The sequence below is a fragment of the Leclercia sp. genome (assembly GCF_036780805.1).
GTDB lineage: Bacteria > Pseudomonadota > Gammaproteobacteria > Enterobacterales > Enterobacteriaceae > Enterobacter.
Genome location: NZ_DAIQCE010000001.1, coordinates 1,928,726 through 1,948,604 on the forward strand (window position 1 = coordinate 1,928,726; position 19,879 = coordinate 1,948,604).

Genomic DNA, 19,879 nt, shown 5'->3' on the forward strand with positions numbered 1-19,879 from the left:
ATTAAATTTGTGCTCCACGTCACCTTGTTATTAGAATGTTTCATAACGCAGTGATTCAGGAGCGCAATGTATGACCGTTAAAGTTATCGTCACCGATATGGACGGAACTTTCCTTGATGACGCCAAGCAGTACGATCGTGACCGCTTTCAGGCGCAGTTCCAGCAACTTCAGGCCCGTAATATTGAGTTCGTTGTCGCCAGCGGCAACCAGTATTACCAGCTCATCTCCTTCTTCCCGGAGCTGAAATCGCAGATCTCCTTTGTGGCGGAAAACGGCGCGCTGGTGTTCGATCACGGCGAGCAGATTTTCCACGGCGAGCTGACGAAGCACGAGTCGCAGATTGTGATTGGCGAGCTGCTGAAAGATACCTCCCTGAACTTCGTCGCCTGCGGACTGGAAAGCGCCTACGTCAGCGACCAGGCACCCGATGCGTTCGTCGCCCTGATGTCAAAGCACTACCACCGCTTACAGCGGGTCAGCGACTATCGCGACATCGACGACGTGCTGTTTAAGTTCTCCCTGAACCTGCCCGACAGCGATATCCCGAACCTGATCGACGCCCTGCACGTGTCGCTTGACGGCATCATGAAGCCGGTGACCAGCGGGTTTGGTTTTGTCGATCTGATTATCCCCGGCCTGCACAAAGCCAACGGCCTCAGCCGCCTGTTGAAGCGCTGGCATATCTCCCCGCAGGCGTGCGTGGCGATTGGCGACAGCGGTAACGACGCCGAGATGCTGAAATTTGCCCACTACTCTTTCGCCATGGGCAACGCGGGCGAGAGCATCAAAGCGATCACCCGCTATCAGACCGACGACAATAACCACCAGGGCGCGCTGAATGTGATTCAGGCCGTCCTCGATAACACCCCGCCTTTCAGCCACTGATCCTCACGCCGGAGCGTCCTCCGGCGAACCTCCCTCTTTCTTTCCAGGTTGTGCACTTCATCAGGTTTTTTAACTTGCTTTAACTTATTTTTAACCTAAAGTATCACTTGTAATCACTTTTACTTTCGAATGAAAGATAGAGAGGCTGTTATGTCCTTAACCTTTACCAGTGAAACTTTGCCTGCTGACCATAAAGCGGCGATCCGCCAGATGAAACGCGAGCTGCGGGCGCAGATTGGCGACGTGCAGGCGGTGTTTAATCGCCTGAGCGATAAGATTGCCAGCCGTGTGGCAGAAATTAACGCCCTGAAAAGCAAAGGCGATCCCGTCTGGCCTGTGATCCCCTTTGCCGACGTGCAGAGCGGTAACATCAGCCCGGAACAGCGCGAGGCGGTTAAGCGCCGCGGCTGTGCGGTGATCAAAGGTCATTTCCCGCGTGAGCAGGCGCTGGCGTGGGATAACGCGATGCTCGACTATCTGGATCTCAATCGTTTCGACGACGTCTACAAAGGCCCGGGAGACAACTTCTTCGGCACCCTGACCGCGTCGCGCCCGGAGATCTACCCGATCTACTGGTCACACGCGCAGATGGAAGCCCGCCAGAGCGAACGGATGGCGCAGGTGCAGTCGTTCCTGAACCGTCTGTGGACGTTCGAGAGCAACGGCAGGCAGTGGTTCAACCCGGACGTGAGCGTGATCTACCCGGACCGCATTCGCCGCCGTCCGCCGGGAACCACCTCGAAAGGCCTCGGGGCGCACACCGACTCCGGGGCGCTGGAGCGCTGGCTGCTCCCGGCCTATCAGCAGGTCTTCGCCCGGGTGTTTGATGGCAATGTCGATCAATACGATCCGTGGAATGCCGCGCACCGTACCGAAGTGGAAGAGTACACCGTGGATAACACCACCAAGTGCTCGGTGTTCCGCACCTTCCAGGGCTGGACCGCACTCTCCGACATGATCCCGGATCAGGGTCTGCTGCACGTGGTGCCGATCCCGGAAGCGATGGCCTATATCCTGCTGCGTCCGCTGCTGGACGATGTGCCGGAAGATGAACTCTGCGGCGTGGCGCCGGGGCGCGTGCTGCCGATCTCCGAGAAGTGGCATCCGCTGCTGATTGAAGCCCTGACCAGCATTCCGGCGCTGGAAGCGGGGGATTCCGTGTGGTGGCACTGCGATGTGATCCACTCGGTGGCCCCGGTAGAGAACCAGCAGGGCTGGGGCAACGTGATGTACATTCCGGCGGCGCCGATGTGCGAGAAAAACCTCGCCTACGCGAAGAAGGTGAAAGCGGCGCTGGAAACCGGGGCCTCTCCGGGCGATTTCCCACGCGAGGATTATGAAGCTGACTGGCAGTCACGCTTCACCACGGATGATTTGAATATCCACGGCAAGCGCGCGCTGGGTATGGCTTAAGGGTCACCTGACCCGCTGATGCGCCGGGTGGCGTTACGCTTCCCGGGCATACGAATCTGCGGCCTGCCACGCCGGGCGGCGCATGCGCTTGCCCGGCCTACGATGTGGGGCGGGTTTTGTAGGCCGGGTAAGGCGAAGCCGCCACCCGGCTTTTTTCTAGCTATCGATACCTTTGCTGCGCAGGTAATCTTCATAGTTACCGCTGAAGTCCACCACGCGCTCTGGCGTAATTTCAATCACGCGGGTCGCCAGCGAGCTGACGAACTCACGGTCGTGAGAGACGAAGATCAGGGTACCCTGATACATCTCCAGCGCCATGTTCAGCGATTCGATCGATTCCATGTCCAGGTGGTTGGTTGGTTCATCCATCACCAGGATGTTCGGTTTCTGCATCATCAGCTTGCCGAAGAGCATACGGCCCTTCTCACCACCGGAGAGCACCTTCGCCGGCTTCTTGATGTCGTCCTGGCTGAACAGCAGACGGCCGAGGAAGCTGCGCACCACCTGCTCGTCATCGCCTTCGGATTTCCACTGGCTCATCCAGTCGAACACGGTCAGGTCGTTGTCGAAATCTTCGGCGTGATCCTGCGCATAGTAACCAATCTGCGCGTTCTCGGACCATTTCACGGTGCCGGTATCCGGGGCCAGTTCACCGACCAGGGTCTTCAGCATGGTGGATTTACCCACGCCGTTGGCGCCGATGATGGCAATCTTCTCGCCCACTTCCAGCAGCAGGTTGAAGTTCTTAAACAGCGGACCGTTGTCGAAGCCTTTTGACAGCTCTTCGACGGCCAGCGCGTTACGGAACAGTTTCTTGTCCTGCTCGAAGCGGATGAACGGGTTCTGGCGGCTGGAAGCTTTAACTTCATCCAGCTTGATTTTGTCGATCTGACGGGCACGCGAGGTGGCCTGACGCGATTTCGAGGCGTTGGCGCTGAAGCGGCTGACGAAGGACTGCAGGTCGGCAATCTGCGCCTTTTTCTTGGCGTTGTCGGCCAGCAGACGCTCACGCGCCTGGGTCGCGGCGGTCATGTACTCATCGTAGTTACCGGCATAAACGCGCAGCTCGCCGTAGTCCAGATCCGCCATGTGGGTGCAAACCATGTTCAGGAAGTGACGGTCGTGCGAGATGATGATCATGGTGCTGTTACGCTCGTTCAGCGTCTGCTCCAGCCAGCGGATGGTGTCGATGTCCAGGTTGTTCGTCGGTTCGTCGAGCAGCAGGATGTCCGGGTTAGAGAACAGCGCCTGCGCCAGCAGTACACGCAGCTTCCAGCCGGGTGCCACTTCGCTCATCAGACCGTAGTGCTGTTCAACCGGAATGCCCACGCCCAGCAGCAGCTCACCGGCACGGGACTCCGCAGAGTAGCCGTCCATTTCGCCGTACAGCACTTCGAGGTCGGCCACTTTATAGCCGTCTTCTTCGCTCATTTCGGCAAGCGCATAGATACGGTCGCGCTCCTGCTTCACTTCCCACAGCTCACCGTGGCCCATGATCACCGTGTCAAGAACGGTGAACGCTTCAAAGGCGAATTGATCCTGACGCAGCTTACCGATGCGCTCGTTCGGATCGAGAGAAACGTTGCCCAGCGTCGGCTCTAAATCGCCGCCGAGGATCTTCATGAAGGTGGATTTTCCGCTACCGTTGGCACCAATCAGGCCGTAACGGTTGCCGCCGCCAAATTTGACGGAAATGTTTTCGAACAGCGGCTTACTGCCAAACTGCATAGTGATGTTGCTGGTAACTAACACGGGAGATTCCTGCGAGAAGTGTGATAAACCCGGCATTATGCCACAATTCCGAAATGAGATCCCGTGTAACAACATACCGCTAAACTTTAACGAAACGGAAAAAAGTGTGATTTAGTACACATCCGAATTCCATGCGGTCAGGAATGCACATATAATGCGCTCCCTAAACCGTTCAGACTTTTAAACAACCTGCCAAGTGGCACAGATACCTCGCACACCATGAATATAAAATTAACTTCGCTTTTTGCGGCGGCGTTTGCCGTAGTAGGGTTTTGCAAGACCGCTTCTGCTGTCACCTATCCACTGCCAACCGACGGTAGCCGTCTGGTGGGTCAGAACCAGGTTGTGACCGTTGAAGAGGGCAACAGCCAGCCGCTGGAATATTTCGCAGCTGAATACCAGTTGGGCCTGTCCAACATGCTCGAGGCTAACCCGGGCGTCGATCCGTACCTGCCGAAGGGCGGTACCGTGCTGAACATTCCTCAGCAGCTGATCCTGCCGGACACCGTGCATGAAGGCATCGTGATCAACAGCGCCGAAATGCGTCTGTACTACTACCCGAAAGGCACCAACACGGTGATCGTGCTGCCAATCGGTATCGGCCAGCTGGGTAAAGATACCCCGATGAACTGGACCACCAAAGTTGAGCGTAAGAAAGCCGGCCCAACCTGGACCCCAACCGCCAAAATGCACGCCGAGTACATTGCCGCGGGCGAGCCGCTGCCAGCCGTTGTTCCTGCTGGCCCGGATAACCCGATGGGTCTGTACGCCCTGTACATTGGTCGTCTGTATGCGATTCACGGCACCAATGCCAACTTCGGTATCGGCCTGCGCGTGAGCCACGGCTGTGTGCGTCTGCGTAACGACGACATCAAATTCCTGTTCGAGAACGTGCCGGTCGGTACGCGCGTGCAATTCATCAACGAGCCGGTAAAAGCAACCACCGAGCCGGATGGCAGCCGCTACCTCGAAGTGCATAACCCGCTCTCCACCAGCGAAGATCAGATCGACAACAACGTCACCGTGCCGGTTACTCTGACCAGCAACGTGCAGGCCATCACCGGTCAGCAGGACGTGGATGCGACCATCGTTGAGCAAGCAATCAACAACCGTTCCGGGATGCCGGTTCGCCTGAACTGATTGCGGAAGGCGAGATAAAAAAAGCGGGCTTCGAAGCCCGCTTTTTTATTGTCTGTTAGTACTGCGTGCGGCAGTGCCCGGCGGCGCTGCGCTTGCCGGGCCTACGGGTCGTGCATGTTGTGAGTGCGCAGCCGCCACCCGGCTAACAGGGTTACTGCTGTGCCAGCTGGTTACGGCGATACTCTCCCTGCCGCTCCAGCATCCAGCCTGGATACTCACGCGGCAGCGCGCTCACCGCTTCCAACTGTTTTAGCTCCTCGTCACTGAGGTGAATCTGCGTCGCGGCAATATTGTCGTCCAGCTGATCCACCCGTTTCGCCCCCACAATCACGCTGCTGACCACCGGCTGATGGAGCAGCCAGGCGAGCGCAATCTGCGCGACGGAAACCCCTTTGCTGTCGGCAATGTTGCGCATCACGTCCACGCAGTCAAAGGCGCGCGCTTTATCCACCGGCGGGAAGTCAAACTCCTGGCGGCGGCCACCGCCCTGCACCTGGCCGTCGCGGGCATATTTGCCGCTCAGCAGCCCGCCCGCCAGCGGGCTCCAGACCATTAACCCCACCTTCTCACTTTGCAGCATCGGCACCAGCTCGCGTTCAAGATCGCGGCCCGCGATGGTGTAGTAAGCCTGCAGGGAGGCAAAACGGGCCAGCCCCAGCCGCTCGGAAATCCCCAGCGCCTTCATGATCTGCCATGCCGCCCAGTTCGATACCCCGATGTAGCGCACATGCCCGTGCTGGACGAGGTTGTCCAGGGCATAGAGCGTCTCTTCAATCGGGGTAGCCGGGTCAAAGCCGTGCAGCTGATAGAGATCGATATAATCCAGCTGCATGCGCTGCAGGCTCTCTTTTACGCTGCTGATGATGTGATGACGGGAACTGCCGCGGGAGTTGACCCCGGCGGTGCCCGTCTCACCAAAGACTTTGGTCGCTACTACCACGTTTTCACGCGGGATCTTCAGATTTTTCAGCGCCTGGCCGGTGATCGCTTCCGAACGCCCTTCGGAATAGACGTTGGCGGTATCGATAAAATTGATCCCCGCGTCCAGCGCGCGGCCCACCAGCTGCTCGGCCTCCTGCTGCTGGAGCTGGCCGATCTTGCCCCACATGCCGCCTTCGCCGCCAAAGGTCATGGTGCCAAGGCAGAGTTCAGAAACAAACAGGCCGGTATTACCCAGTTTTTGATATCGCATTTGACGCTCCTCGTGTGTTGAGTACCCGATAGTTATACCCGGCTCACGCCGATGGCGAATGTGCGGTTCCTGCCCGTTTCTTGCCCAATCCTCTGAACTTATCCGCGCGGGGCGTCGCCAAAGACGGCGTAGTCCGGCAGCTGCACCTGCTGATACGGCTCCCAGCCCCCGCCGAGGGCTTTATAGAGCGCCACCAGATCCAGCGCGCTCTGCACCCGGGCCTGATCCCGCTGCTGCTGCGCCTGCGCCAGCTGGCGCTGGGCATCCAGCACGTCGATAAAGGTGGCGATCCCCTGGCGATAGCTGCTGCTCGCCAGGTCGAATGCATTTTGCAGCGCATCAATAGTTTTGCTTAATCCCGCCTCCCGCTTCTGGTCGGTGCGGTAGCTGACCAGTGCATTTTCCACATCGCCCAGCGCGGTCAGCACCGTCTGACGATACTCCAGCGCGGCGGCACCCTGCTGCGCCCGGGCGACCTTCACGCTGGAGACCAGCCGTCCGCCCTGGAAGATGGGGATGGAGACCTGCGGTCCGACGCTGTAGAAGTGGCTGCTCCAGTCAGTAAGCCAGTTGCTTTCGCTGTTACGCAGGCCAAACTGGCCGCTGAGCGAGACGCTGGGGAACAGCTGCGCCACCGACACGCCGATCTGCGCGGTGGCCGCATGCAGATTCGACTCGGCCTCCCGCACGTCCGGGCGTCGCCGCGCCAGGGTGGAAGGAATCCCGGTAGGGACAATCTCCGGCAGCGCGGGCAGCGGCTTGCTGGCCTGCAGCTCGCCGTCCAGCGCCCCCGGCGGTTTGCCCAGCAGGATCGCCAGGCCGTTCATCGCCTGCCGCGCCTGGGCTTCATACTGCGGAAGCTGCGCCTCCAGGTTGCCGAGCTGGGCGCGGGCGTTCTCCACGTCCATCTGCGGCGACAGCCCGCCGCGCTGGCGGCTGTCGGTCAGCTCCAGCGTCTGCTGCGCGCTCTCGATTTGGGTGTTGAGGGTGGCGATGCTGCTTTGCGCCCCACGCAGCTGGAGCCAGCCGCGGGCGACCTCGGCCTCCAGCGACACCAGGGCATCGTTACGCTGCTCGATGGCCGCCTGCTGTTGGGCATCGGCGGCTTCCACCTGACGGCGCACCTTGCCCCACAGATCCAGCTCCCACTGGGCATCAAAGCTGCCCTGATAGAGGTTGATCGGCTGGGTCAGCGGCCCCAGCGCCCCGCGCAGCTCGGGATCGACGTCATCCAGCTGGTCGTACACGCCGTGGGATTTCAGCTCCCCCTCCAGCCCCAGCTGCTGCCGGGTGGCCTGCAGGTTGCCGTTCACCGCCGGGAAGAAGGCTCCGCCCGCCTGGTTGATCTGCTCCCGCGCGCCCGCGATACGCAGCACGGTTTGCTGCAGCGACAGGTTGCCGGCAATGGCGCGTTCAATCAGGCTATCCAGCTGCGGATCGCCGAAGGTTTTCCACCAGCGCGGGTTGATGGCGGTGGACGCGGTTTGCGATTTCGCACCGCCGTCGCCCGGATCGTTCCAGTGGGTCGGGGTTTGCGGCGCGGGCTGCTGGTAGTCGGGCCCCACGGCGCAGCCGGCCAGCAACAGCATTAACATCAGGGGGCTTAAACGTCTGCAAATCATCAGTGTGCTCCTGCACTCCCCTCGCTCTTAACCGGCGAGAGCAACAAACAAAACGGAATCAGTAAGAGGGCCACCACGCTCAGAAGAGTGAAGACGTCGATATAGGCCAGGAATCGCGACTGTTCGATCATCACCTGATACATGCGCCCGGTAGCGATGCCGGCGGGGTCGCCCACCTGGGTGGTAAAGTTCTGCACCGCCTGCGCCATCTCGCGGAGGGTATGCTGGAACGGCTCGTCGAACGCCGAGGTGTGCGAAGCCAGATGGGCGCTGTGGGCCTGCGAGCGCTCGGTAATGGCCGCCGTCGAGAGCGAAATGCCGATCGACCCCGCCACGTTGCGGAACATGGTAAACAGCGCCGCGGCGTCGGCGTTCAGCCGTCGGGGGATCGAGATAAAGGCGATGGTGGTCAGGGGCACAAACAGGAACCCCAGCCCGATCGACTGGGCGCTGCGGAACAGCACCAGGGTCTCGAAGTCGATATCCGGCGTGAGCGTGCGCGACCAGAAGAACGACGCCGCCAGACAGCTAAAGCCGAAGGCGATGATCCAGCGCGTCTGCACAATCGGCATCAGCTTCAGCACCAGCGGAATGGTCAGGACGATCAGCACCGCGCCGGGCGAGAGCACCAGCCCCGACCAGGTGGCGGTATAGCCCAGATCCTGCTGCGCCAGCTGCGGGATCACCACCGAACTGCCGTAAAGGATCATTGCCATGCCGGCCATCAGCAGGCTGGAGACGGCGAAGTTTTTATCCTTCATGCAGTGCAGATCCACCACCGGCTTTTTGGCATACAGCAGCCAGTAGATGGCGCCGATAATGCCAATCAGCGTCAACACCGCGAAGGTGCGGGTAAAGTTCGAGTTAAACCAGTCTTCGTCCTCGCCCCGGTCGAGCATCACCTGCAGGCAGCCCAGACCCAGCGCGATCAGACCAATCCCGGTCCAGTCGATAGGGATCTTCTCTTTTGATTTACTCTCCCACGGCGGATCTTCCAGCAGCTGATAGATCGCCAGCACCGTCACGATCCCCACCGGGATGTTAATAAAGAACACCCAGCGCCAGGAGTAGTTATCGGTGATCCAGCCCCCGAGCGTCGGCCCCAGTACCGGGGCGACGATAATGGCGATGGAGGACAGGCCAAAGGCTTTGCCGCGATCTTCCGGCTTAAAGTAGTCGAGCAGCACCGACTGCTGGGTGGGCTGTAGCCCGCCGCCAAAGAAGCCCTGCATGATGCGAAACAGGATGATCTGCCACAGCTCGGTGGCGATGCCGCACAGGAACGAGCAGACGGTGAACATCACAATACAGATCAGGAAGAACTGCTTGCGGCCAAAGACCCGGCTCAGAAACGCCGAGATGGGCAGCACGATGCCGTTAGCCACCAGATAGCTGGTGAGCACCCAGGTGGATTCGTCGTAGCTGGCGGAGAGCGAGCCCGCCACGTGGGGCAGTGCCACGTTCACGATAGTGGTGTCGAGGATCTCCATAAACACCGCGAGGGTGACGACAATCGCCACCGCCCACGGGTTGCTGGCGGGCCGCCAGTTTTCGTGGCTGTGCTCACTCATTCCACGGTGACCTTAGGTTCAACCGAGAGGCCGAGCGGCAGCGGCTGGTTGGGATCTAACCCTTTATCGATAACGATTTTGACCGGCACGCGCTGGACGATCTTCACGAAGTTGCCGGTGGCGTTCTCCGACGGGAAGGCGGCGAAGCGCGAGCCGCTCCCCTGCTGGATGGAGTCGATATGGCCCTCCAGCTCCAGATCCGGCCAGGCATCCACGCTCAGCGTTACCTTATTGCCGGGGCGCATCCGCTCCAGCTGCGACTCTTTAAAGTTGGCGACTACCCAGATATCGGTCGAGACCAGCGAGAAGAGCGCGGTGCCCGCCTGCACCAGGGTGCCGGTCTGGACGTTACGTTTGGTGATGTAGCCATCAAAGGGGGCGCGAACCTCGGTATAAGAGAGGTTGAGTTCTGCGGTCTCGAGCTGGGCGCGGGCCTGCTCCACCTGACGCTCCCGGGCTTCAACGTTGGTCTCCTGCTGGCGGATTTGCAGCTGCACCTGCGAGGCCACCTCAAGCTGCGCTTTGGCGCTGGCAAGCTGCGCCTCGGCGCTGCGCAACTGGGCGTTGGCCGCGTCGATGCTCTGTTGCGTGGTGGCGCGAGGATCGACGCCGCGCTGACGGCGATACTCTGCCTGAGCATTGGCGAGATCCGCCTGAGCTTTGATCACATTAGCGTTGGCTTCATCGCGCTGGGCAGGATATTGCACCTTCGAGAGCGCCAGTTGCGCCTGGGCCTGATGAAGCTGGGCCTCGGCCAGACCCAGCTGGGCTTTGGCCTGGTCGCGCTGGGCGCTGGTGTCCCGGGGATCGATCGTCACCAGCAGATCGCCCTTCTTCACCCGCTGGTTATCGCGCACCCGCAGCTCGGTGACGTAGCCCGCGGTTTTGGGGGCGATGGTCACGGCGTCGCCTTCGGTGAAGGCGTCGTCGGTGGTCTCCTGGTTACGGGTCATAAACCACCACACCAGCGCCACAATGACCATCACGATCACCACAATGCCCAGAATAATCAGCGGCTTTTTGCCGGGGCGTTTACGTTCAGTCTCTTTATTATCGGTGTTTTCAGAGGGTTGATTTTCTTCCGCCATGAACAGCATCCATCCTGTTAGTGAACGGCATCACAATTTATGCCGCTCACTAAAGTTAGGACGTTGCTATACATTTGCCAGGAAAACCTGACAAATTTGGCACTATATGAGAAGGAATAATCCGAATCCGACCAGCCCCGCCCAGGCCAGCATCGGCAGGGACCAGAGGTGGAAGCGCCACCAGATCCGGCGGTCGTTTGCCATCCGCAGGGCGATGAGGTTCGCGAGGGATCCTGGCAGCAGGCCAAAGCCCCCGACATTCACCGCCCACGCCAGCAGCGCCGTCGGCGGGACGTAGTTGAGGAGTAAAATGGTTGAGGGCACATTGCTAATAAACTGCGACAGCCCGATGGCCGTCAGCCAGAGCCCCGGCTGCGACAGATGGGTGACGTTTTGCAGCACGCCCTGCAACGCCGGAACCTGAATCAGCAGATGTACATCGATAAACATCGCCATAAACACCAGCAGCAGCGTCCAGTCAACGCTGATCAGCACCCGGTGGGCCAGCAACAGGAAGCCCCCCGCTACCAGCAGCACGCCCCACAGCTCCTGCTTCAGATCGAGGGCCACCAGAAACACCAGATAAAGCGCCAGACAGCTCCATGCCAGCCGCGGTTTCGACTGTACCGCCGCGCTGCCGCTGTGATAGCGCAGCGGCGCGGCCGGGAAGGCAAACCAGCACAGGGCCATCAGGGTCAGCACCATCACCAGCGCCAGGGGAGCCATCTGCCAGGTAAAAGCGGCAAACGACAGCCCGGATCGCCCCCACAGCAGGATGTTTTGCGGGTTGCCGATCGGCGTCAGCAGCGACCCGGCGTTGACCGCCAGGGCTTCAAAGATGATCAGCCGGTTGACCGGGATTTCGCACAGCTTGCGCAGGGTGAGGGTGAGCGGCACCACGATAAACAGCGCCACATCATTGGTAAGAAAGGTCGACAGCAGCGCCGCTGAGAGCACCATAAACAGCGCCAGCCGCCGCTCGGTGGCGAAACGGCGCACCATCTTGCGCCCCAGCACGTCGAAATACCCGCTCTGCTCCACCCCTTTGGTCAGCATCATCAGCCCGGCGAGGGTAATGATGGTGTGCCAGTCAATGGCGGCAGGCCAGCGCTCAGGTGCAAAGGGCACCAGAAAACTGAGCCCGACCCCAACCACCAGTAACAAATGAAAGAAACGATCGCGGGCCAGCGCCCGCAGGCCTGGCAGGGTCATTCCGCGGAGGATCCATATTTAAGCGTAAAGGCCTGGAACTGTTTCAGCGTCTCTTCGCTGACGTGATGTTCCATCCCCTCGGCATCACGGCGGGCAATCTCGGGGCTGACGCCCAGCACCAGCAGGAAGTTTTCGACAATCTGATGGCGCTCGCGGCTGGCCTGCGCCAGCTTCTCCCCTTCCGGGGTCAGGAACACGCCGCGCCAGGGGATCATTTCGATCAGGCCAACCGTTGCCAGGCGCTTGAGCATTTTTGCCACCGTCGGCTGCGAGACGCCAAGGCGTGCGGCCATATCCACCTGACGGGCCTCCCCCACCTCGCGGATCAGATCGGAGATCAGTTCGACATAATCATCGATCAGCTCGCGACGATGCGCTTCGCGAACCTGACGAAAGCCTTCGACATGCTCTTCGACGTTGACCAGTTGCGTCATTTTTTTTGTTGTTGGTTTACCTGCACGGCGGTTCATTGTGCTTCCTCAAGCGGGGGACACATCAAGCGTATCAATAGATAAGCGGCCATTGTAAACCATCGTCAGACAAGCACAAAAAATTAACGATATAGCCGTAGCCATATAACATAGCCTGTGCTATATCTGTATGTAATGCAGTCACCCTTCACGGATCGAAGGGATCAACCCGCAGGAGGTAACAATGAACGAATTCAAGAGGTGTATACGCGTGTTCAGCCACTCTCCCTTTAAAGTACGCTTAATGCTGCTGAATATGATTTGCGACATCATTAACGGCAAGCCACAGCAGAACAAACCATCCCACTAAGCGGCGTCGCGGTACGCCGCTTCATTTTTTTGTCATTTATCCCCTCTATACTGTTCGTCTTCACGCTATGCCCGGACCTTTTTTGCGGAAATGTAATCCCCTTCGCAAAACACCCCCTTTATAACTGTTGACCTTATACGTCACTGGCTCTATCTTCTTGCAGCCCTGCACTATTTGCGGCTCGCAGATGCGGACCTCACTCCCCCTTCTACGCATTCTCAGGCAGGTTTTGACCCTTGGCGCCAGGGTGAGCACATGGCGTTTTCACGATAGTGACCTATGAATTTAACCCTGAAAGAGACGCTCATTACCCGCAGCCGGGCCTTAAGCCCGTGGACCGGATTCTACTTTTTACAATCGCTGCTGATTAATATCGCCCTCGGCTATTCGTTCAGCCTGCTCTATACCGTCGCGTTCACCTGTATCCTGCACCTGCTCTGGCTGAGCGCGCCGCGTCTGCAAAAGGGGCTGCTCGGGATCTGCTCCCTGGTGGCGGCGATGTATTTCCCCTTTGGCCAGGCCTACGGCGCGCCAAACTTTAATACCCTGCTGGCGATGCACTCCACCAACATGGAGGAGTCAACGGAGATCCTGACCATCTTCCCGTGGTACAGCTACGTCGTCGGCCTGTTTATCTTTGCCCTCGGGGTAATCGCCGTGCGCCGCAAGCCGCAGCCCAAAAAGACGTGGGGCAAAATCGACGGCCTGTGTCTGGTGTTCAGCCTGGTGGCCTTTGTCGTCGCTCCGGTGCAAAACCTGGCCTGGGGCGGCGTCTTCAAGCTGAAAGATACGGGCTATCCGGTGTTTCGCTTTGTCAAAGATGTGGTGGTGAACAACCAGGAAGTGGTGGAAGAGCAGACCCGGATGGCCGAGCTGTCGCAGATGAAGGACACCTGGAACGTGCTGGCGGTGAAGCCGAAGTATCACATCTATATGGTGGTGATAGGGGAAAGCGCCCGCCGCGACGCGCTGGGGGCCTTCGGTGGTCACTGGAATAACACCCCGTTTGCCAGCAAAGTTAACGGCACCCTGTTTACCGACTACGTTGCCGCCAGCGGTTCAACGCAGAAGTCGCTCGGGCTGACGCTCAACCGGGTGGTGGACAACAAGCCGCAGTATCAGGATAACTTTGTCACCCTCGCCAACCGCGCGGGCTTCCAGAGCTGGTGGTTCTCGAACCAGGGGCAGATTGGTGAATACGATACCGCCATCGCCAGCATTGCCAAACGGGCAGACGAAGTGCATTTCCTGAAAAACGGGGATTTCGAGGCGGATAAAAACACCCGGGATGAGGCGTTGCTCAAGATGACCGAACAGGTCTTCAGTAGCCATCGTACCCAGCCGCAGCTGATCGTCCTGCACCTGATGGGCTCCCACCCACAGGCCTGCGATCGCACCCAGGGGAAATATACCGAGTTCGTGCAGTCGAAAGAGACCTCGTGCTATCTCTACACCATGACCCAGACCGACGACCTGCTCAGCAAGCTCTATGCCCAGCTGCAAAATACGGGCGAGACCTTCTCGATGGTCTATTTCTCCGATCACGGGCTGGCGTTTAAAGAGCGCGGGAAAGAGGTGCAGTACCTGGCGCATGACGACGCCTTCCAGCAGAACTTCCAGGTGCCGTTTATGGTGCTGTCGAGCGATGACAAAGCCCATCGCATCGTCAAGGCGCGCCGTTCTGCGAATGATTTTTTAAGCTTCTTCTCGCAGTGGACGGGGATCGGCGCGAAAGAGATCGCCAGCAAGTACCGCTTTATGTCCAACGACAAAGCGCCGCCGGTGTACGTGACCAACTTTAAGTTACAGAAAGTGGATTACAACCATCTGGGGACGGATCTGTTTGAGACGAAAAGCCGATAACGACCGTGCGGCCTGATGCCCTCACCCTGACCCTCTCCCACAGGGAGAGGGAAAAAAGACAAAAAAAATCCGCCCCTTGAGGCGGATTTTTTACTGGCTCACCGAAGTGATTAGAAGCGGTAACCTACGCCTGCGATCCAGGTGCCAACGTCCACGTTACGGATTCGGCTCTGCTCATAGGAGAAGTCCAGCGCAACGTTTTCGATTGGGTTGAACTGCATACCTGCGCCATAGGAGAAACCGTAGTCGCTGGTGCTTGCAGTGCGGTTCAGGCTTTCGTTTTCAGTCTGCTGGAATTTACCGTAGCCAACACCCACAACACCGTAGATGCTTGCCCAGTCGTTCAGACGGTAAGCTGGACCTGCGGTGACGCCGTAGTACTGAGCTTTATTGTAAGCTTCGCCTTCGAAACGGTCTTTCTCAGTGTAGGTGAAGGAACCGATGACACCCAGCGGGTTGTTGTCCTGCTCGTAGCGATATTTCAGGTTGAAACCGTTGGTTTTATTCATCACGCCCTGCATATCGCTCTGAGCGTAACCGCCAGTTACGGTAGAGGTCGCTGCGACAGCGGAACCTGCGGAAACAGCCAGAACAGCTGCCAGTGCTGAAAGACATGCAATTTTTTTCATAACCACCTCAAATGTGCTTCAAGTAAATCCGTAAGTTTTAAATATATCAAAAAAAATTGTGAAACTCTTTGGGATTCGTGATGTCTAACGCGGGTTTTCATGTAACTAAACATTTCCACCAGCAGCTATCTTATTCAAAAAACACCAGATTTGTGTTTCATAAAGCTGATTTTGCGCGTCAGTCACGATACATTCATCCAGACGATTCCTAATCTGTTACAGATATCTCCTAGTGATATGCGGCTATTTTACGGATTTGCGACGACTTTTTTTCAACAAAGTCTCAACCGCGCGCCGTTATTTCCTTTACACTCCCCCTCTTTACTCCCTTTGACAAAAATTGACAGGAGAAAGGATGCCTGGGTTGTCTCGCAGGGCGCCAGTCTGGTTGCCCGTAGTTGTCATTCTCATTGCCATGCTCTCGATTCAGAGCGGTGCCTCGCTGGCAAAATCGCTCTTCCCGATCGTGGGCGCCCCTGGCGTAACGGCGCTGCGTATTGCGCTCGGCACCCTGATCCTGGTCGTGATCTTTAAACCCTGGCGGTTGCGTTTCAAGAAAGAGCAACGCCTGCCCCTGCTGTTTTACGGGCTGTCGCTGGGAGCGATGAACTATCTCTTCTACCTGTCGATTCAGACGGTGCCGCTGGGGATCGCCGTGGCGCTGGAATTTACCGGCCCGCTGGCGGTAGCCCTGTTCTCCTCCCGCCGTGCGGTGGACTTTGTCTGGGTAGTGCTGGCGGTGCTGGGGCTGTGGTTTTTACTGCCGCTGGGCCAGGACGTCTCGCACGTCGACCTCACCGGCGCAGCGCTGGCTCTGGGGGCGGGTGCCTGCTGGGCGGTTTATATTCTTACCGGTCAACGTGCCGGGGAAGAGCACGGCCCGGCCACCGTGGCGCTGGGATCGCTGATCGCCGCCATCGTCTTTGTGCCGCTGGGGATGGCCCAGGCCACCGAGTCAATCTGGCAGTGGTCGATTCTGCCGGTGGGTCTGGCGGTGGCGGTGCTCTCAACCGCACTGCCCTACTCGCTGGAGATGATTGCCCTGACGCGCCTGCCGACCCGCATTTTCGGTACTCTGATGAGTATGGAGCCCGCCCTGGCGGCGATGTCCGGGATGGTGTTCCTTGGCGAAACGCTGACCTTTACCCAGACGCTGGCGCTCTGCTCGATCATTGCCGCGTCGATGGGTTCGACGCTCACCCTGCGCCGGGAGAGTAAAGTCGAAAAGGTGGATATCCGCTAGTCGGCGTTATTTTGCCGGGGAGCGGCGTCCCGGCAAAATATTCCCATTCGCAATAACGTCATTATTTTGAAATATTGCCCTACCCGCTCTGTAGTCCACAGAAAAATAAGACAAATTTACCCTACAATATAAATATCTCTCTATATTCAATACCTTAACAAGCACAACCCGCCTTTCGCTATTAAACCAATAGGCAGGACCCAATCGCGCCTTCTATAGCCGGTGCTATACTTGATTTCGGAAATGACTTTGGACGCCAACATCAAGAGGAAATGAGATTATGCCTACCGCTAAACTGGTAAAAACGAAAGCACCTAATCTGCTGTATACCCGTAACGATGTCTCTGACAGCGATAAGAAAGCGACGATTGAGTTGCTGAATCGCCAGGTGATCCAGTTTATTGACCTGTCGCTGATTACCAAACAGGCCCACTGGAATATGCGCGGCGCAAACTTTATTGCTGTACACGAGATGCTGGATGGCTTCCGTACCGCACTGACGACTCACCTGGATACCATGGCTGAACGTGCCGTGCAGCTGGGCGGCGTGGCGCTGGGTACCACTCAGGTCATCAACAGCAAAACGGCGCTGAAAAGCTACCCGCTGGACATCCACAGCGTGCAGGATCACCTGAAAGAGCTGGCGGATCGTTACGCGGTTGTGGCGAACGACGTGCGTAAAGCGATTGGTGAAGCCAAAGACGAAGACACGGCTGATATCCTGACCGCCGCGTCCCGCGACCTGGATCAGTTCCTGTGGTTCATCGAGTCTAACATCGAGTAACACATAGCGTTTTGCTCTGATACCCTCGCCTCTGGCGGGGGTTTTGCACTTTTATAGTGCAGTCTTTTCGCCTTCCCCGCCGCAAAAGTAAAGCATTTGTAATAATCACCTCACACAATCGTTAACGAAAGATTGTTTTCTCATCAATATTTGCGCTTAATAGCATAACCGCTCGTGATGACGTTGAGCTGCACCAAAACAGTGCTTCACTATGGTGCAATCCGTCGACATTGCTACACTTTTTGTGCAATGAAAGGCGTACCAACCCTTTAAAAACAACCCGTTGTAAAGTTGGCACGATTTTTTCATAGAGCCGTTCGTTCTCGCAGGGGATCGCCCCGTGGATATAAAAGGAAATGCTATGAAGTCTGTATTAAAAGTTTCACTGGCTGCACTTACCCTGGCTTTTGCGGTTTCTTCTCACGCTGCTGATAAAAAACTGATTGTCGCCACCGACACCGCCTTCGTACCGTTCGAATTCAAACAGGGCGATCAGTACGTTGGTTTTGACGTGGATCTGTGGGCGGCCGTCGCGAAAGAACTGAAACTGGACTACACCCTGAAGCCAATGGACTTCAGCGGCATCGTTCCGGCACTGCAAACCAAAAACGTAGACCTGGCGCTGGCCGGTATCACCATCACTGACGCACGTAAAAAAGCGATCGACTTCTCTGACGGCTACTACAAAAGCGGCCTGCTGGTGATGGTGAAAGCTGACAACAACGACGTGAAAAGCGTGAAAGATCTCGACGGTAAAGTGGTCGCGGTGAAGAGCGGTACCGGTTCTGTTGATTACGCGAAAGCCAACATCAAAACCAAAGATCTGCGCCAGTTCCCGAACATCGACAACGCGTACATGGAGCTGGGCACCAACCGTGCTGACGCCGTGCTGCACGACACGCCAAACATCCTCTATTTCATCAAAACTGCGGGCAACGGCAAGTTCAAAGCGGTAGGTGACTCGCTGGAAGCGCAGGAATACGGTATCGCCTTCCCGAAAGGCAGCGACGAGCTGCGTACCAAAGTGAACGGCGCGCTGAAAACCCTGAAAGAGAACGGCACGTACAACGAAATCTATAAAAAATGGTTCGGTACTGAACCTAAATAAAACAGCCTGTTAAAACAGGAACTGTACCGCCCGGTGGCGCTTGCGCTTGCCGGGCCACAATTTTAGCCATCCCCCCGGCTAATTTTTTGTTTTCACCACGGTATACAGGAATACATCATGCAGTTTGACTGGAGCGCCATCTGGCCTGCCATTCCTCTCTTGCTTGAAGGCGCCAAAATGACCCTGTGGATTTCGGTCCTCGGTCTGGTTGGCGGGTTGATTATCGGCCTCGTCGCCGGTTTTGCCCGCACCTACGGCGGCTGGATAGCCAACCACGTAGCACTGGTTTTCATCGAAGTGATCCGCGGCACGCCGATTGTGGTGCAGGTGATGTTTATCTACTTCGCCCTGCCGATGGCCTTTACCGATCTGCGCATTGACCCGTTCAGCGCGGCGGTGGTCACCATTATGATCAACTCCGGTGCCTATATCGCTGAGATCACCCGTGGCGCGGTGCTGTCGATCCACAAGGGCTTTAGCGAGGCCGGTCTGGCGCTGGGTCTTTCCCGTCGCGAAACCATCCGCCACGTAATCCTGCCTCTGGCGCTGCGCCGTATGCTGCCGCCGCTGGGTAACCAGTGGATCATCAGCATTAAAGATACCTCCCTGTTCATTGTGATCGGCGTCGCTGAACTGACCCGTCAGGGCCAGGAGATCATTGCCGGTAACTTCCGCGCCCTGGAGATCTGGAGCGCCGTTGCAGTGGTCTATCTGATTATTACCCTGGCACTGAGCTTCGTTCTGCGTCGTCTTGAAAGAAGGATGAAAATCCTGTGATTGAATTTAAAAACGTATCCAAGCACTTTGGCCAGACCCAGGTGCTGCACAATATCGATCTGACCATCCAGACCGGTGAGGTGGTGGTGATTATCGGGCCGTCCGGCTCCGGTAAGTCCACCCTGCTGCGCTGCATCAACAAGCTGGAAGAGATCACCAGCGGCGATCTGATTGTCGATGGCCTGAAGGTTAACGACCCGAAGGTGGACGAGCGTCTGATCCGCCAGGAAGCCGGGATGGTGTTCCAGCAGTTTTATCTGTTCCCGCACCTGACGGCGCTGGAGAACGTGATGTTCGGCCCGCTGCGCGTGCGCGGAGCCAACAAAGCGGCGGCTGAAAAACTGGCAAAAGAGCTGCTGGCAAAAGTTGGCCTGGCAGAGCGCGGGCACCATTACCCGTCCGAGCTCTCCGGTGGTCAGCAGCAGCGCGTGGCGATTGCCCGTGCGCTGGCGGTGAAACCGAAGATGATGCTGTTCGATGAGCCGACCTCGGCCCTCGACCCGGAGCTGCGCCACGAAGTGCTGAAAGTCATGCAGGATCTGGCGGAAGAAGGGATGACGATGGTGATCGTGACCCACGAAATCGGCTTTGCCGAGAAAGTGGCCTCGCGTCTGATTTTCATCGACAAAGGCCGTATTGCCGAGGATGGCAATCCGCAGGCGTTGATTGAGAGCCCACCGAGCCAGCGTTTACAGGATTTCCTCCAGCACGTTTCGTAATTTAACGCCGGGCGGCGCTGCCGCTTGCCCGGCCTACGGTTCGTGCATCTGCTGCCTTTGTAGGCCGGGTAAGGCGTAGCCGCCACCCGGCTTTTTTGCC

Annotated in this window: 18 protein-coding genes; 10 read left to right on the plus strand and 8 right to left on the minus strand. The window is 57.8% G+C overall.

The genetic code is table 11. The annotated features are described in order from the left end of the window. Window positions 1-70: 70 nt before the first annotated feature. Together V7Q49_RS09130 and V7Q49_RS09135 are read left to right on the plus strand one after the other, a co-directional pair. A complete protein-coding gene (locus V7Q49_RS09130) occupies window positions 71-886 on the plus strand; it encodes a Cof-type HAD-IIB family hydrolase (RefSeq protein WP_333850430.1) in 816 nt (271 codons plus the stop codon). A gap of 150 nt (window positions 887-1,036) precedes the next feature. Further along, entirely contained in the window at window positions 1,037-2,299 is a 1,263-nt protein-coding gene (locus tag V7Q49_RS09135) for a DUF1479 domain-containing protein (RefSeq protein ID WP_333850431.1), read from the plus strand. 156 nt (window positions 2,300-2,455) lie between these two features. On the opposite strand, the gene V7Q49_RS09140 is transcribed toward V7Q49_RS09135, so the two are convergent. Continuing rightward, window positions 2,456-4,051 carry an ABC-F family ATPase gene (locus V7Q49_RS09140; protein WP_333850432.1) on the minus strand — a complete coding sequence of 532 codons (1,596 nt, stop codon included), beginning with the start codon at window positions 4,049-4,051 and terminating at the stop codon, window positions 2,456-2,458. A 219-nt stretch (window positions 4,052-4,270) separates the two neighbouring features. Between V7Q49_RS09140 and ldtB the strand changes: the two genes are divergently transcribed. Then, a complete protein-coding gene (gene ldtB / locus V7Q49_RS09145) occupies window positions 4,271-5,191 on the plus strand; it encodes a L,D-transpeptidase (RefSeq protein ID WP_333850433.1) in 921 nt (306 codons plus the stop codon). Between the two features lie 151 nt (window positions 5,192-5,342). Here the strand turns inward: ldtB and V7Q49_RS09150 are convergent, their stop codons facing one another. The 6 genes from V7Q49_RS09150 to mntR all read right to left on the minus strand — a co-directional run bounded on the left by V7Q49_RS09150 (window position 5,343) and on the right by mntR (window position 12,346). Beyond that, window positions 5,343-6,383: an aldo/keto reductase gene (locus V7Q49_RS09150; protein ID WP_333850434.1), complete on the minus strand. Its 1,041-nt coding sequence runs from the start codon at window positions 6,381-6,383 to the stop codon at window positions 5,343-5,345. Window positions 6,384-6,481: 98 nt separating this feature from the next. Further along, window positions 6,482-8,005 (minus strand): efflux transporter outer membrane subunit, encoded by a 1,524-nt coding sequence (locus tag V7Q49_RS09155; RefSeq protein ID WP_333850435.1) that lies wholly within the window; start codon window positions 8,003-8,005, stop codon window positions 6,482-6,484. Then, complete coding sequence (locus V7Q49_RS09160; RefSeq protein ID WP_333850436.1) at window positions 8,005-9,576, minus strand: DHA2 family efflux MFS transporter permease subunit; 1,572 nt, start codon at window positions 9,574-9,576, stop codon at window positions 8,005-8,007. The genes V7Q49_RS09155 and V7Q49_RS09160 overlap by 1 nt, the downstream gene beginning before the upstream one ends. After that, window positions 9,573-10,664: an HlyD family secretion protein gene (locus tag V7Q49_RS09165; RefSeq protein WP_333850437.1), complete on the minus strand. Its 1,092-nt coding sequence runs from the start codon at window positions 10,662-10,664 to the stop codon at window positions 9,573-9,575. The genes V7Q49_RS09160 and V7Q49_RS09165 overlap by 4 nt, the downstream gene beginning before the upstream one ends. A gap of 102 nt (window positions 10,665-10,766) precedes the next feature. After that, entirely contained in the window at window positions 10,767-11,876 is a 1,110-nt protein-coding gene (locus V7Q49_RS09170; RefSeq protein ID WP_333850438.1) for an anion transporter, read from the minus strand. Further along, window positions 11,873-12,346 carry a manganese-binding transcriptional regulator MntR gene (mntR, locus tag V7Q49_RS09175; protein ID WP_333850439.1) on the minus strand — a complete coding sequence of 158 codons (474 nt, stop codon included), beginning with the start codon at window positions 12,344-12,346 and terminating at the stop codon, window positions 11,873-11,875. Before mntR ends, V7Q49_RS09170 begins: the two co-directional genes overlap by 4 nt. Window positions 12,347-12,530: 184 nt before the next feature. On the opposite strand from mntR, the gene mntS reads away from it, so the two are divergent. Next, on the plus strand, window positions 12,531-12,656 hold the full coding sequence (mntS, locus tag V7Q49_RS09180; protein ID WP_032617180.1) for a manganase accumulation protein MntS: 126 nt from the start codon (window positions 12,531-12,533) through the stop codon (window positions 12,654-12,656). 279 nt (window positions 12,657-12,935) lie between these two features. Beyond that, window positions 12,936-14,519 carry a phosphoethanolamine transferase gene (locus tag V7Q49_RS09185; protein WP_333850440.1) on the plus strand — a complete coding sequence of 528 codons (1,584 nt, stop codon included), beginning with the start codon at window positions 12,936-12,938 and terminating at the stop codon, window positions 14,517-14,519. A 110-nt stretch (window positions 14,520-14,629) separates the two neighbouring features. Here the strand turns inward: V7Q49_RS09185 and ompX are convergent, their stop codons facing one another. Beyond that, window positions 14,630-15,148 carry an outer membrane protein OmpX gene (gene ompX / locus V7Q49_RS09190; RefSeq protein ID WP_333850441.1) on the minus strand — a complete coding sequence of 173 codons (519 nt, stop codon included), beginning with the start codon at window positions 15,146-15,148 and terminating at the stop codon, window positions 14,630-14,632. Window positions 15,149-15,503: 355 nt separating this feature from the next. Here ompX and rhtA point away from each other — a divergent pair, with 355 nt between their 5' ends. From rhtA to glnQ, 5 genes are all read left to right on the plus strand, one after another. Beyond that, window positions 15,504-16,391 carry a threonine/homoserine exporter RhtA gene (rhtA, locus tag V7Q49_RS09195; protein ID WP_333850442.1) on the plus strand — a complete coding sequence of 296 codons (888 nt, stop codon included), beginning with the start codon at window positions 15,504-15,506 and terminating at the stop codon, window positions 16,389-16,391. Window positions 16,392-16,671: 280 nt separating this feature from the next. Then, window positions 16,672-17,175, plus strand: a complete 504-nt coding sequence (gene dps, locus V7Q49_RS09200) for a DNA starvation/stationary phase protection protein Dps (protein WP_142488788.1) — start codon at window positions 16,672-16,674, stop codon at window positions 17,173-17,175. A gap of 361 nt (window positions 17,176-17,536) precedes the next feature. Continuing rightward, window positions 17,537-18,283 (plus strand): glutamine ABC transporter substrate-binding protein GlnH, encoded by a 747-nt coding sequence (gene glnH / locus V7Q49_RS09205; protein WP_333850443.1) that lies wholly within the window; start codon window positions 17,537-17,539, stop codon window positions 18,281-18,283. Window positions 18,284-18,400: 117 nt separating this feature from the next. Further along, window positions 18,401-19,060, plus strand: coding sequence for a glutamine ABC transporter permease GlnP (glnP, locus tag V7Q49_RS09210; protein WP_039029408.1), 660 nt, complete (start codon window positions 18,401-18,403; stop codon window positions 19,058-19,060). Beyond that, entirely contained in the window at window positions 19,057-19,779 is a 723-nt protein-coding gene (gene glnQ / locus V7Q49_RS09215) for a glutamine ABC transporter ATP-binding protein GlnQ (protein ID WP_333850444.1), read from the plus strand. Before glnP ends, glnQ begins: the two co-directional genes overlap by 4 nt. The last annotated feature ends 100 nt before the right edge of the window (window positions 19,780-19,879 follow it).